Here is a 14,012-nt window from a genome sequence, read left to right on the forward strand (position 1 = left end):
AGATGCGAGGGACCCGGTCCCGGTTGCCGTGCCCTAGGCGGCAGTTTCCTCACGGGTGACCACCGCGCGGTAGCGCGGTTCGGCGACCAGCAGCTCGGCGTGGGTGCCGGTGGCCAGCACCTTTCCCCGCTCCACATAGGCCACCTGGTCCACTTTGGACAGCAGCAGCGGGCTGGTCGTCGCGATGACCGTCGTGCGGCCGCCCCGGGCGGCGCGCAGCCGGTCGGCGATGGCGGCCTCGGTGTGGGCGTCGACCGCCGAGGTCGGCTCCACCAAGACCAGCACCTCCGGGTCGAACAGCAGCGCGCGGGCCAGCCGCAGCCGCTGGCGCTGACCGCCGGACAGCGAGCGGCCGTCCTCGGTGATCTCGCCGTCCAGGCCGCCGGGCACCGAGGCGATGACGTCCTCGGCCGAGGCGGCCCGCACCGCGGCGAGTACCGCTTCCTCGCTCGCGCCGCCACGGGCGTCCAGCTCCTCGCGGACGGCCCCGGCGAACAGGCGCGCGTCATTGTCGGCGACCAGGATGCGGCTGCGGACCTCGGCGACCGGCAGCCGGTTCAGCGGCACGCCTCCGTAGGTCGCCTCCGACTCGGTGTAGCGGCCCAGCCGGTCGGCGATGCGCGCGGAGTCGTCGGGGTCGGTGGCCGCGATCGCGTAGACCGTCCCGGCGGGCACCGCCAGGCCCGACTCGGGGTCGACGAGTTCGCCTTCGCGCGGGTCGAGGGTGTCGGGTCCGTCGACGACGCCGGGCTGGAGGTTCAGGATGTTGATCACGCGGCGGGCGGCGACCATGCCGCGGGTGACCTTGTAGGCGGCCTCGGCGAAGGTGCGCAGCGGGATCGTCAGCAGGGCCGCGTACCCGTAGACGGCGACGACGTCGCCGGGGGTGATGTCGTGGGCGGCGGCCATGCGCGCCGACAGCCACACGACCAGCGCCAGGAACAGTCCCGGCAGCAGGATCTGGAGCGCCTCGACCCAGGTCTGCACCGCGCCGATGCGGTAGCCCGCGGCCCGCAGCCTCTGCGAGCGCTCCCGGTAGCGCCGGTGGAACAGGTCCTCGCCGCCGATGCCGCGCAGCACCCGCAGGCCCGAGACGATGTCACCGGCCTGCCCCGACAGTTCGCCCTGCTGTTCGCGGTAGTGCGCCTCGCGCCGCTGGATCGGCTTGATCAGCAGCGCGACCAGGCCCATCAGGACCGGGACGCCCACGATGATGACCGCGCCCAGCGTCGGCGAGATGGACAGCAGGATGCCGATGATGACCAGCAGCGTCACGACCGCGCCGGTGCCGCGGGCGGTGATGTCGAGCGCCATGCCGATGCTGGTGAGGTCGGAGGCGCCGACCGAGACGACCTCGCCGGTGGACACCTGCTTGGGCAGCGCGGCGCCGACCCGGACCGCCGCCCTGGTCACCACCTGGATGACGCGGGTGGCGCCGTGGTTGCTGATGAGCACGACCGTCCGGTGCCGCATGATGCCCGCCGTGGCGCCCACGGCCGCCAGGACCAGCATGGCCCCGCACCACGGGAGCAGGCGCGACCAGTCCTTGGTGGCGACGCCCTCGTCGATGGCCTTGCCGAGCAGCGCGGGCGAGACGGCCATGCAGACCATCCAGACGATGCCGAAGGCCATGCCCGCGACGACCCGCCAGCCCTGCTGGCGGAGGAGCCACCACATGAATCGGGCGGGCGTTCGGGAGTCGGGGACACCGGGATGGGGGGAGGGCATGGAGAGGCGCACAGCCTGTGGAGGTTACGCGCGGCGGGAGACGGTGGCCAGGGCTTTTCGGCCTGATGGGAGGGGGTGAGGGGGGTGAGGTGGGACACATGGCGGACGGTGCTCGCAAGGCCACCGGGCTTCCGGCGGAGGGCCCGGGACCGCTTCTGTGGCCTTCGAGGGAGTCGCCGCCACCGTCATCGCATCCGCCACGGCCGCCGACCCGACGCCCGCACGCCTGCGGCGAACGGCCCGGTACCGAGTGCGGCACGCCCGGCCGGTCGCGCCCGAACGACGGGCAAGGTGACGCCGTACCTCTCCCGGCGTCTCGCCACGAAGCCGCCCGGGCGGGTCGGCACGCTGTTCCACGATCCCGGCGGCCCGGTACGGGCCCGGATGCCGACGGGCGCACATCGACGGCGCGGCCCGCGGCCTCAACGCCGTGCGCGCCGCGCGGGCGGGACCCGGTGGAGTTCCGGCGCGACCTCGCCCGGTGGGCCGAGCGCGAGCCGCTGCCGGTCACCGTCCGCCGACCGTCGCCGGTCCACGCTCCACCGTGTACGCACGCCCGAACCCGGCACGCTCTGCCGGGCGCCCCCGGACGCCGAACACCGGGCCGCGCGTGGCGCGGCCCGGTGCCCGGTTCGTTCGGTACGGGCTAGAAGGCCGCCGAGGAGACGGCGGCCATGGCGGTGTGGGTCATCATGCGGACCCCGACGGCGATGGCCGATTCGTCGACGTCGAAGTCCCCCTGGTGCAGGTCGAGGGCCTGACCGGCCCGGCCGACGCCGAGGCGGGCCATGGCGCCGGGGACCTCTTCGAGGTACCAGGCGAAGTCCTCGCCGCCCATGGAGATGGGCGTCTCGGTGACGCGGTCCTCGCCGAGGGCGGCGGCTGCCGCGCCCGCGAAGACGGCGGTGGCGACGCGATCGTTGACCACCGGGGGGACGCCGGGGGTGTAGTCGATCTCGGCGTGGGCGCCGGTGGCGGCCACGACGTCGCGGATGAGCTGCTCCACCATGCCGGGGACGGTCTTCCAGGCGTCGCGGTCGAGCATGCGGACGGTGCCGCGGACGATGCCCTCCTGGGGGATCGCGTTGGCGGCCTGGCCGGCCTGGATCGCGCCGAAGACGAGGGCCACGCCGACGCGGGGGTCGAGGCGGCGGTCGAGGAGGGCGGGGACGTCGACCACGACGCGGGAGAGCGCGTGGACGAGGTCGGTCGTCAGGTGCGGGCGCGAGGTGTGGCCACCGCGGCCGGTGAGGCGGACCTCCAGCATGTCGGAGGCGGCCGTCAGGGGCCCCGAGCGCATGCCGACCATCCCGGCGGGCAGGCGGGGATCACAGTGGACGGCGAAGATCGCGGCGACGTCGTCTAGGGCACCGGCGCGCATCATGACCGGCGCGCCCGAGGGGAACTTCTCCTCGCTGGGCTGGAACACCAGACGGACCCGGCCGGCCAGCTCGCCGCGCTTGGCGAGGTCGGCGAGCATGAGCCCGGTGCCGAGGACGACCGTGGTGTGAACGTCGTGGCCGCACGCGTGGCAGGCGCCGTCGACGGTCGAGCGGTACGGGACGTCCTTCGGGTCCTGGATCGGCAGCGCGTCCATGTCTCCGCGCAGCGCGATCACCCGGTCGCCCTCACCGATGTCACAGAGCACGCCGTTGCCGCCCGGTATCAGCCGCGGTTGGAGCCCGGCGGCGGCAAGCCGCTCGGCCACGTAGGCGGCCGTGCCGTGCTCCTCACCCGAGAGTTCCGGGTGCATGTGGAAATGGCGGCGAATCGAGACGAGTTCCTCGGCATGCGCGGCGAGCCAGGCGTCGAGGCGTCCCGGCAACGGGTCGGACTCGGCGACTGGCCCGAATGGGGCGGGCATCGGCTCGGCGGAGAGCGTCGGCGTGATAGTCACGGTGTGGGTACCTTCGTGCTGGATTGAATGGACTTGAGGTCGGACTCCGTTGCGATGTTTCGTGGTGCACTGTTGAGTGGTGGCGCACTGTTCGTTGCGGTAGACCTGTTCGTTCTTGTGCGTCCACGCCTTCTCGGAGCGTTCTCGGGTGCCCGCGGCGCGGTCTGTCTTTGGATCGTCCACAAAGGACTCGGTAAGCCTAGACCGCCACCCATTACTGTCCGCATTGGGCGGCCGATTGACGTCCGGCCCTTCCGAGGATCGCTCGCGAAAGCCGGCCGCGCGGGGTCCGCGCCCCTGTCCGGCGCGAGCCCGTCCGTACTGGTCGAACCTGTGCTGGCCGGACCCGTGCTGCTGGTCAGACCCGTGGTCGGAGCCGTTGCCGGACTCACTTTCCCGGTGCGGCCGTGCTGAACCTGCCACCTGTCCCACACCTCCCATAACGGATGGACGGCCGACCTGGTTACGGCCGGTCGTTCGACATAGGGGGGACTACGGCGGGTATCGATCGTGACGGCGGTTCGCAATAACTCTCACCCTGTGTCACGATCTGCACTCGCACACACTGAACGGTTACGCGGTGGTCGCGGGATTTGCCCACCGTCCAATTGTTACCCCGACAACGGTACTCCCGTCGCACAAGATGTGCGTCCATTCGGCACTCCGTGCAGTTTCCCGCAATATCTTCGGCGCACGGTGCCGAATTGATCACGCTATTCGGCGGGACGGCGCCCGAACGCGTGCGGCCCCTTACCGGCGGTGCGCATGTGATGCCACAGCTCGCCGAGCCGGAACGCCAGCTCGAAGCGCGACCGCGCGCCCAGCATCGCCGCGATGGCGGCCACGTCGCGCTGCACCGTCCGGCGGCCCACGCCCAGCTCACGGGCCACGCGCACGTCGTCGTAGCCGCGATGCAGGAGATCGGCGATCTTCACCTGACGCGCCGACACCGGCACGCCGAACGCCGCGCGGGCCCGCGCGGCGACCCGGTGATAGAAGATCTCGTCTTCCAGCATCCCCCTTGTGTAGCACGGAGTGCCGCCCGCCCGCCGGGCCCGGGAACGGACCGGATGGCGGCTTGGCGCCATCCCTCTTCCCCCGTGGGGATCGCCCGTCTAGCGTCCCGGCACGGCCGACCGTCTCGAAGGGATGCCCGCGTGCTGGAAAAATCACCCGTCCGTTCCCGTCTCCCGCTGGCGCTGGTGCTCGCCTCCACGGGGGTCAGCGTCTTCGGCAGCGCACTCTCCACTGTGGCCATACCCCTTCTGGTCCTCCGGCTCACCGGCTCGGCCCTCGACCTGGGGCTCGTCGGCGGATTCCAGGCGGCGGGCATGGTCGCGGGCAACACCCTCGGCGGGACGCTCGCCGACCGGATCGGCCCCCGCCGCGCCTCGCTCACCGGGAGCGCGCTGGCCGGCGCGGTGGTCGCGCTGATCCCCCTCGCCTCGGCCGCCGGGCTGCTGAACATCGCCGTCCTGTGCGCCCTGGGCCTGCTGTCCGGCGCGTGCGGATCGACCGGCGGCATCGCCCGGCGCGGCCTGCTGCTGGACGCCGCCGCCGCGAGCGGAGCCTCGGCCGACCGCGCCGAGGGCGGCTACCAGTTCCTCCTGAACGCCGGATACGTCGGCGGCATCGCCCTGTCCGGGCTCCTGGTCGCCGCGGTGGACCTGGCCACGCTGGTGTGGATCGACGCGGCGTCCTTCTGGCTGACCGCGCTCATGGTCGCCGCCGTCCGCGCCCGCCGCGGCCCGGCGGCCAAGGACGGCTCGGTGCTCGGCGACTGGCTCGCCGGGCTGCGCGCGTCCTGGCGCGCGCCCGACGTCCGCGTCACGCTCGTGGCCGGCTGCGTCCTGGCCGGGCTCGCCACGGCCACCGCCACCGTCGCGCTTCCCTTGTACGGCACCGCTCCCGGCGCACCCGAGGGCGGCCTGGCCTGGCTGCTGGGACTCGACACCGTCGGGACGCTGCTCGGGCTCGGCCTGTACACGCTCGTCGTCACGCGCGTGCCCGGCTGGACGGTCCTCGCCGTCACCCTGGCCCTGGAGGCGGTGGCGGTGGCCGCCTTCGCGCTCGCGCCGAACTTCCCGGCGCGCCTGGCCTGCATCGCCGTGGCCGGTTTCGCCGCCGGGCCGACCGTTCCGGTGGTGATGGCGCTGGTGCGCAGGCTGACGCCGCCGGAGATGCACGGTCGCGTCCTGGGCCTGTTCTTCGCCGCCACGACGGCCCTGACGCCGCTGTTCAACCTCGCCGCCGGGGCGGCCCTGGAGATCGGGCCGCTGTGGACGGTCCCGGCCGCGCAGGCGATGGTCTCGCTGCTGGCGGCGGTGCCGCTGGTCCGCCGCTACCGGAAGGCCTCGGCGTGATCGGCGGCCCACTGGGCGAATGAGAGCGCCGGGCGTCCCAGCAGGTCCGCCACGGTGGAGGTGACCCGGTCGGGGGACTCGGTGAGCCGCCGCCAGGCCGCCAGCCGCTGCCGCGCGAAGGCGGCGTCCCCGAGCAGCGCGGTGAGCGCGGCCAGGGCCTCGTCCTCTGGCTGCTCCTCCCAGCGCACGGGACGCCCGGCGGCCTCGCCGATGACGCGCGCCTGCTCGGCGTGCGAGAGCGTCTCGGGCCCGGTGATGAGGTACTTGCCGCCGTGGTGGCCGGGCTCGGTGAGGACGCGCACGGACACCTCGGCGATGTCCCTCTCGTGCAGTGGCGCGCGCGTGGCCGACCCGTAGGGCAGCCGGACGACGCCCTCGCGCGCCTGCGCCGCCCACGCCAGGGTGTTGGCCGCGAAGGTGATCGCGCGTACGAAGGTCCACTCCAGGCCGGTGCCGCGGATCAGCCGCTCGACCTCCTGGTGGAAGAACACCGGCTCCTCGCCCTCGGCGAGGTCGGTGACGTCGGCCGACAGGTACACGACCTTGCCGGCGTGCGCGGCGATGAGCTCGATGACGCGGGGGTCGACGGGGAGTCCCGGCCACACCAGGAACACCGTGCCCACGCCCTCCAGGGCGCCCGCGAGGGAGGCGGGGTCGGCGAGGTCGCCGCGCGCCGGGGTGACGCCGGGCGGCAGGACCGCGCGGGTGGAACGGGCGAGGCCGCGCACGTCGTGGCCGAGGGCGGCCAGCGAGGCGGCGACGAGGGATCCGACGCGTCCGGTGGCGCCGGTGATGAGGAAGGGCTGCACGGCGGCGACGCTACGACCTGAACCGCGGTGGAGGTCCAGGCGCTGTGACGGGCGTCCCCCGCGTGTGGCGGATCCTTCTCCTCGCGTACACCCGCCGTCACTCCCCCGGCCGCGCCCCTACTATCAGCGGCATGACGGACGTACGGCGTGGTGAGTCTGGCTTCCCCATCAAACCCGTGTACCGGGCCGAGGACGTGGCCGAGGGCCTCGACGAGCGCCTCGGCGAGCCCGGGAGGTACCCCTTCACCAGGGGCGTGTACCCGACGATGTACACGACGCGGCCCTGGACGATGCGCCAGTACGCCGGTTTCGGGACGGCCGCCGAGTCCAACCGGCGCTACCACCAGCTGCTCGACGCGGGCACGATGGGCCTGTCGGTGGCCTTCGACCTGCCCACGCAGATGGGCTTCGACTCCGACGACCCGATCGCGCGCGGCGAGGTCGGCAAGGTCGGCGTGGCGATCGACTCGATCGAGGACATGCGGGTCCTGTTCGACGGGATCCCGCAGGACCAGGTCTCGGTCTCGATGACGATCAACGCTCCCGCGGCGGTCCTGCTGCTGCTGTACCAGCTGGTCGCGGAGGAGAAGGGCGTCCCCGGCACCGCCCTGAACGGGACCATCCAGAACGACATCCTGAAGGAGTACATCGCGCGGGGGACCTACATCTTCCCGCCGAAGCCGTCGCTGCGGCTGGTCTCGGACACCTTCGCCTACTGCCGGGCCGAGATCCCGCAGTGGAACACCATCTCCATCTCCGGCTACCACATGGCCGAGGCGGGGGCCACGCCCACGCAGGAGATCGCCTTCACCATCGCCAACGGCATCGAGTACGTGCGCGCGGCGGTGGCGGCGGGCATGGACGTGGACGAGTTCGCCCCGCGCCTGTCCTTCTTCTTCGTGGCGCGCACGACCCTGCTGGAGGAGGTCGCGAAGTTCCGCGCGGCCCGCCGCATCTGGTCGCGGGTGATGCGCGAGGAGTTCGGCGCGAAGAACCCCAAGTCGCTGATGCTGCGGTTCCACACGCAGACCGCCGGGGTCCAGCTCACCGCGCAGCAGCCCGAGGTCAACCTCGTCCGGGTGGCCGTGCAGGGCCTGGGGGCCGTGCTGGGCGGGACGCAGTCGCTGCACACGAACTCCTTCGACGAGGCGATCGCGCTGCCCACCGAGAAGGCCGCCCGGCTGGCGCTGCGCACGCAGCAGGTCCTGGCCTACGAGACCGACGTGACCGCCACCGTCGACCCCTTCGCCGGGTCCTACGTCGTGGAGGCGATGACCGACGAGATCGAGGCGGCCGCCGTCGGCCTCATCGACCGGGTCTTCTCCTACGGCTCCTCGGTGGACGCCATCGAGGCCGGGTTCCAGAAGTACGAGATCGAGACCAGCGCCTACGCCACCTCGCAGCAGATCGACTCCGGTGAGCGCGTGGTCGTGGGCGTCAACCGGTTCACCATCGACAAGGAGGAGCCCTACGAGCCCCTGCGGGTGGACCCGGCGATCGAGGCCGCGCAGCACGAGCGGCTGGCGGCGCTGCGGGCGTCGCGCGACAACGCGGCCGTGGAGGCGGCGCTGGCGCGGGTGCGGGAGGCGGCGCTGGGTGAGACGAACGTGCTGTTCCCGCTGAAGGACGCGCTGCGGGCCAAGGCGACCGTGGGCGAGGTGTGCGGGACGCTGCGCGAGGTGTGGGGCAAGTACTCGCCGCCGGACTCGTTCTGAGCGCGGCGGGCGGGGCCGCGGCCCCGCCCGCCTTCGGGCGCGATCGTGACGGCGATCACGTTCTCGCGCAGCGGTGCCGGTCGTCCACGTCGGGTGACGTCCACACCGGTCATCTCTCGTGCCGCCACCACACGTGATCACGGTTCTCATGTGTTCGCCGTCCTTTCCCCGGCTTGGCACGCTTGGCCCTCCTTTCCCCGGGCGCGTCCCCGTTAGGGTGGTTCCCGGGCCTCTTGGGCCGCCCTCGCCCCCGGTGGGTTGCCCGGAGGGGGCATACTCGGGCGACCCTTCCCCTGGCCCGCCCCTCGAACCCCCCAGCGCCACCGCCCCGAACCGCCCCGACCGAGCCCCCGTCCGGGCCGCCGCGACCTCCGCCGCAGCGTGAGACGTCGATGTCCCCGGACCGGGGAGGATGCCAAAATGGGATCCCTCGCCCCCTCGGAGGAAATATCGTGACCACCCAGACCCCTGTGCCCGACGATGGACGAGCCGCCGCCGGGGCGATGCTCGCCGGACGATACGAGCTGCGCGCCGCGATCGGCGAAGGCGGCATGGGCGGGGTGTGGCGGGCACACGACACGCTGCTGCAGCGGGACGTGGCCGTCAAGGAGGTCCTGCTGCCGATCGAGCTGCCGGGGCCGGAGCGGCAGACGCTCATCGAGCGGACCATGCGCGAGGCGCGGGCGGCGGCGGCCCTGTCGCACGCGTCGGTGATCCGCGTGTTCGACGTGATCACCGAGGCCGGCCGGCCGTGGATCATCATGGAGCTGCTGCAGGCCCGCAGCCTCGCCGACATCATCAAGGCGGACGGCCCGATGCCGCCGCGCGTGGTGGCCAAGATCGGCCTGTCGATGCTGGGCGCGCTGGAGGCCGCGCACGCCGCCGGGATCCTGCACCGCGACGTGAAGCCGGGCAACGTCCTCATCTCCGCCGACGGCCGCTGCGTGCTGTCCGACTTCGGTGTGGCGCGCACCAACCAGCCGTCGAACCTCACGACTCCCGGCATGGTGCTGGGTTCGGCGCACTACATCGCCCCGGAGCGGGCCACCGGCGGGCAGATCGGCCCGGCCAGCGACCTGTTCTCGCTGGGCGTGACGCTGTACGCGGCCGTGGAGGGGCGCCCGCCCTTCGACCGGCCCAGCGCGCTGGCCACGATGCAGGCCGTGGTCCAGGACCCGCCGGAGTCGCCGCGCCGGGCGGGCGCGCTGACGCCGATCCTGGGCGGGCTGCTGGACAAGGATCCGCAGCACCGCTGGAACGTGCCGCAGACGCGCGCGGCGCTGCAGCAGCTGCTGTCCGGGCGCGGCGCGCTGGCCTCGCAGGACATCGACGGGCTCACCGACCTGCACCGGGTGATCCCGCAGCAACAGCAGCGGCCCGTCTCGGGTCCCCCGACGGGGGCGTTCCCACCCGCGCCGGTATCGGCGGCGCCGGTCTCCGGCCCGCACGCGGCCGGCGTCCTGGAGTCCACGGCGGCGCATCCGGCGCCCTCGCCCTTCGACTCCGGGTCCTATGAGCAGACCCGGCCGTTCTCTCCGCCGCCTCAGCCCGGCGCGTACCCGCCGCCGCAGCCGTCCTACGGTCCGCCGCAGCAGCAGCCCTTCGGCGCACCTCCGCAGGGACCGCCGTTCCCGCCGCAGCAGCCCCCGTTCGGGCAGCCGCAGCCCGACGGTGGCAAGCCGAGCGGCATTGGCGGGCTCATCGCCACCGCGAAGCGGCACACGAAGCCGTGGATGCTCGCGGTGGGCGCCGCCGTGGTCGTCATCGCGCTGGTCTTCGCCGGCATCGGCATCTTCGGCGGCGGCAAGGACGACCCGAACAACGCCAACCCGGCCGGGAACAACACCAGCGACAAACCCGCCGGTCCCAGCTCCACCTACGACGACCCCGAGGGCAAGTACTCGGTGAAGGTCCCCAAGGGCTGGACGGTCAAGGTCAACGGCAAGGGCAAGGTCGACGTCATCGACCCCCAGGACAAGGACACCTGGATCCGCTTCAACGTGGTGTCCAAGGAGGGTGAGCCCGCCACCGTCCTGGAGAACGCCGTCAAGGGCCTCGACGGCAGCCAGTTCGCCAAGGACTCGGTCAAGACCGTGGCCAGCGGCCCGATCACCGTCGCCGGCAAAGAGGGCGCGATGATCGAGTACACCGGCACCCGCAAGGACGACGACCAGCCGCGCCACGCGATCTGGGCGATCATCCAGGTCGACGACGTCAGCTACCACATCTACCTGTCGGTGCCCGAGGAGAAGTGGGCGGCCAGCAAGCCGGTCTTCGACGCGGCGGTCAAGTCCTACGCGCTGACCTGACCGGGCCCCATCCCGGCCAGCATCGCGGCGAGGCCGTGCTCGAAGGTGGCCTCGCCGACGGTGCTGGCGCCCTCGCGGACGGCGCGCGCCAGCGTCTCACCGGGCTCCACGCCCACCGGTGGCGCGCTCACCGCGGCCTGCTCCTGGAGCACCGAGCCGTGGACGTAGTAGGTGAGCGCGGCGATGGTGCGCAGCGCCACCGCCGGAGTGAACCCGAAACCGGTCAGCGCGGCCAGCTCGGTGTCGAAGAACCGCACCGTCGCCGGGCTCACCGACCTGGCCTGCGCCACGATCCGCGCGCCGTCGCGGTGGGCCAGCAGCGCCGCGCGGTAGCCGCGCGCGCGGCGGCCCAGCCAGTCGCGCCAGGTCTCCCCCGCGGCGGGCGGGCCCATGCCCCCGGCCAGGATCAGCTCCTCGGCGACCGCGTCCAGCAGCTCCCGCTTGGTCTTGACGTGCCAGTACAGGGCGGGTGAGCGCACGCCCAGCTCCTCGGCCAGCCGCCGCACGGTGAGCCCGTCGAGGCCCACCTCGTCCAGCAGGCGCATCGCGGCGGCGACCATGGCCTCGCGGGTCAGTCTCGGTTTCGCGGGCACGGCTTGACACCTTCGTCGGCAGGGGCCTAATTTAGCGTTGCTAAGGAGAATTTAGCACCGCTGAAGGGGGTCCCCGTGCTCACCGCGACCGCCCCGGACGGCACCCAGATCCGCGCCCACGACACCGGCGCCGGACCCGCCGTCCTCATCCTCGGCCCCGGACTCGACGACGGAAGCCGCACCAAACCCCTCGCCGACCGCCTCGCCGCGCGCCACCGGGTCCTGCGCCTCCAGCGCCGCCGCTACCGCCTCGACCTGCCGCCCTGCGCGCTCGCCGACGAGGTCACCGACGTCCTGACACTGGCGCGCGCCATCGGCTCCCCCGTGCTGCTCTACGGCCACTCCTCCGGCGGCGTCCTCGCCCTGGAATGCCTGGCCGCCGCCGAGGCCTTCACCGGCGCGGTGATCTTCGAGGCGCCCGTGGTCACCGGACCGCCCCTCGGCGGCGCGGCGCTCACCCTCGCCCGCGAGGCGCTCGCGCACGGACGGCCCGGCCGGGCCATGGCGATCTTCCTGCGCGACGTGGTCGGCCTCCCCGCGCTCAAGGCCCGCCTCGCCGGGCTCGTGATCACCCTCATACCCAAATACCGCCGGCTGGTCCCCGCCCAGCTCGACGACCTCGCCGCCATCGACGCCCTCGGCGACCGCCTCGGCGCCTACCGCGCGATCGGCGTCCCCGTCACCCTCCTGAGCGGCGAGAAGAGCCCCGCCCACCTCATCGAACGCCTCACCGCCGTCCGCGCCGCCGTCCCCGGCGCCACCTGGGTGAGCCTCCCCGGACGCGACCACGGCGCCGACCTCAGGGCCCCCGGCGAGGTCGCCGCGGTCATCGAAGCCCTCGCCGACCGGGTTTCCCCATCGGCGAACTGAGGTGCGCGTCCGTTATGCGAACATGCACCAATGAACCAGTCAACGCCTGAGTCGATGCTCGCCCGCCTCGCCGCGGCCGCCGAGTCCTGGATCGAGGACGACCCCGATCCGCGCACGCAGCAGGAGCTGCGCCGCGTCCTGGACGGGCTGCCCGAGACCGCCGACGACCTCGCCGACCGCTTCGCGGGACGCCTGGCCTTCGGCACCGCCGGGCTGCGCGGACCCGTACGCGCCGGCCCCAACGGCATGAACCGCGCCGTGGTCCGCGCCGCGGCCGCCGGACTGTGCGCGTGGCTGGACAAGACCGGCGCGGCCGGGCCCGTCGTCATCGGCTACGACGCCCGCTACGGCTCGGTCGACTTCGCCGAGGAGACCGCCCGCGTGGTCACCGGCACCGGACGCCGCGCGCTGATCATGCCCGAGGCCCTGCCCACCCCCGTCCTCGCCTTCGCCGTCCGGCACCTCAACGCCGTCGCCGGGGTCATGGTCACCGCCTCCCACAACCCGCCCCGCGACAACGGCTACAAGGTCTACCTCGGCGCCGAACTCGGCGGCGTCCTGGGCTTCGGCGCCCAGATCGTCTCCCCCGTCGACACCGAGATCGAGACCGCCATCGCCGCCGTCGGGCGCCTGTCCGACGTCCCCCTCGGCGACGCCGCCGAACTCATCGGCGCCGACCTCCTGGAGTCCTACCTCGACGGCGTCGCCGGGATCCTCGACGCCGACGACCCCCGCGACCTCAACATCGTCGCCACCCCCATGCACGGCGTCGGCGGCAAGGTCATCACCGCCGCCCTCACCCGCGCCGGATTCGCCGAACCCGACCTCGTCCCCGAGCAGACCCGCCCCGACCCGGCCTTCCCCACCGTCGCGTTCCCCAACCCCGAGGAACCCGGCGCCACCGACCGCCTGCTCAACCTGGCCCGCGAACGCCACGCCGACATAGCCATCGCCCTCGACCCCGACGCCGACCGCTGCGCCGTCGCCGTCCCCTACAACGGCGACTGGCGGCTCCTGCGCGGCGACGAACTCGGCGTCCTGCTCGCCGACCACCTCATGCGCCGCGGCCGCGAGGGCACCTACGCCACCACGATCGTCTCGTCGTCGATGCTGCGCGCCATCTGCCTCAAGCGCGGCGTGCCCTACGAGGAGACCCTCACCGGCTTCAAGTGGATCGTGCGCGCCTCACGCGACCTGGCCTTCGGCTACGAAGAGGCCATCGGGTACTGCGTGGCCCCGTGGATGGTCCGCGACAAGGACGGCGTCAGCGCCGCCGTGCTCGCCTGCTCCCTCGCCGCGGGCCTGAAGTCGGAGCTGCGCGGCCTCGCCGAGCGCCTCGACGAGCTCGCCGAGGAGTTCGGGGTCTACGCCACCGACCAGCTGTCGGTGCGCGTGGAGGACCTGCGGGAGATCTCCGACGCGATGACGCGCCTGCGCGAGCGTCCCCCGGCCACGCTGCTGGACGAGCCGGTGGCCTCCGTGGAGGACCTGCTGCCCGAGACCGACGCGATGCGGCTGCGCACGCCGACCGCGCGCGTGGTGGTGCGCCCGTCCGGCACCGAGCCGAAGCTCAAGGCGTACCTGGAGGTCGTCGAGCCCGTCGTGGACGGCGAGGTCGCCGAGGCCCGCGAGCGGGCGACGGCGTCGGTCCAGGCGCTGCGGACCGAGGTCGCGCACGCCCTAGGGCTGTTAGGACGATGAGGACGGGACCGGCTCCGGCCGGTCCCG

10 protein-coding genes are annotated in these 14,012 nt (G+C 73.2%); 5 read left to right on the top strand and 5 right to left on the bottom strand.

Annotation, left to right across the window (positions count from 1 at the left end; all coding sequences use genetic code 11):
* Positions 1 to 33 precede the first annotated feature (33 nt).
* The 3 genes from QSK10_RS06705 to QSK10_RS06715 all read right to left on the bottom strand — a co-directional run bounded on the left by QSK10_RS06705 (position 34) and on the right by QSK10_RS06715 (position 4,641).
* Positions 34 to 1,677 (bottom strand): ABC transporter ATP-binding protein, encoded by a 1,644-nt coding sequence (locus QSK10_RS06705; protein WP_285661726.1) that lies wholly within the window; start codon positions 1,675 to 1,677, stop codon positions 34 to 36.
* Positions 1,678 to 2,374: 697 nt separating this feature from the next.
* Positions 2,375 to 3,592, bottom strand: coding sequence for an amidohydrolase (locus QSK10_RS06710; RefSeq protein WP_285662931.1), 1,218 nt, complete (start codon positions 3,590 to 3,592; stop codon positions 2,375 to 2,377).
* Between the two features lie 746 nt (positions 3,593 to 4,338).
* On the bottom strand, positions 4,339 to 4,641 hold the full coding sequence (locus QSK10_RS06715) for a helix-turn-helix domain-containing protein (protein ID WP_285661727.1): 303 nt from the start codon (positions 4,639 to 4,641) through the stop codon (positions 4,339 to 4,341).
* A gap of 141 nt (positions 4,642 to 4,782) precedes the next feature.
* Between QSK10_RS06715 and QSK10_RS06720 the strand changes: the two genes are divergently transcribed.
* The gene (locus QSK10_RS06720) at positions 4,783 to 5,988 is read left to right on the top strand and encodes an MFS transporter (RefSeq protein WP_285661728.1); all 1,206 of its coding nucleotides are present in this window, start codon (positions 4,783 to 4,785) and stop codon (positions 5,986 to 5,988) included.
* On the opposite strand, the gene QSK10_RS06725 is transcribed toward QSK10_RS06720, so the two are convergent.
* Complete coding sequence (locus QSK10_RS06725; RefSeq protein WP_285661729.1) at positions 5,967 to 6,797, bottom strand: SDR family oxidoreductase; 831 nt, start codon at positions 6,795 to 6,797, stop codon at positions 5,967 to 5,969. The genes QSK10_RS06720 and QSK10_RS06725 overlap by 22 nt on opposite strands.
* A gap of 131 nt (positions 6,798 to 6,928) precedes the next feature.
* Between QSK10_RS06725 and QSK10_RS06730 the strand changes: the two genes are divergently transcribed.
* On the top strand, positions 6,929 to 8,512 hold the full coding sequence (locus QSK10_RS06730; RefSeq protein WP_285661730.1) for an acyl-CoA mutase large subunit family protein: 1,584 nt from the start codon (positions 6,929 to 6,931) through the stop codon (positions 8,510 to 8,512).
* 452 nt (positions 8,513 to 8,964) lie between these two features.
* Positions 8,965 to 10,821, top strand: coding sequence for a serine/threonine-protein kinase (locus QSK10_RS06735; protein WP_285661731.1), 1,857 nt, complete (start codon positions 8,965 to 8,967; stop codon positions 10,819 to 10,821).
* Here QSK10_RS06735 and QSK10_RS06740 read toward each other — a convergent pair.
* Positions 10,806 to 11,414, bottom strand: a complete 609-nt coding sequence (locus QSK10_RS06740) for a TetR/AcrR family transcriptional regulator C-terminal domain-containing protein (protein WP_285661732.1) — start codon at positions 11,412 to 11,414, stop codon at positions 10,806 to 10,808. The genes QSK10_RS06735 and QSK10_RS06740 overlap by 16 nt on opposite strands.
* Positions 11,415 to 11,489: 75 nt before the next feature.
* On the opposite strand from QSK10_RS06740, the gene QSK10_RS06745 reads away from it, so the two are divergent.
* Together QSK10_RS06745 and QSK10_RS06750 are read left to right on the top strand one after the other, a co-directional pair.
* Positions 11,490 to 12,284 carry an alpha/beta fold hydrolase gene (locus tag QSK10_RS06745; RefSeq protein WP_285661733.1) on the top strand — a complete coding sequence of 265 codons (795 nt, stop codon included), beginning with the start codon at positions 11,490 to 11,492 and terminating at the stop codon, positions 12,282 to 12,284.
* A gap of 30 nt (positions 12,285 to 12,314) precedes the next feature.
* On the top strand, positions 12,315 to 13,985 hold the full coding sequence (locus QSK10_RS06750) for a phospho-sugar mutase (RefSeq protein ID WP_285661734.1): 1,671 nt from the start codon (positions 12,315 to 12,317) through the stop codon (positions 13,983 to 13,985).
* Positions 13,986 to 14,012: the final 27 nt, after the last annotated feature.

The organism is Actinorhabdospora filicis, assembly GCF_030269765.1.
GTDB classification, from domain to species: domain Bacteria; phylum Actinomycetota; class Actinomycetes; order Mycobacteriales; family Micromonosporaceae; genus Actinorhabdospora; species Actinorhabdospora filicis.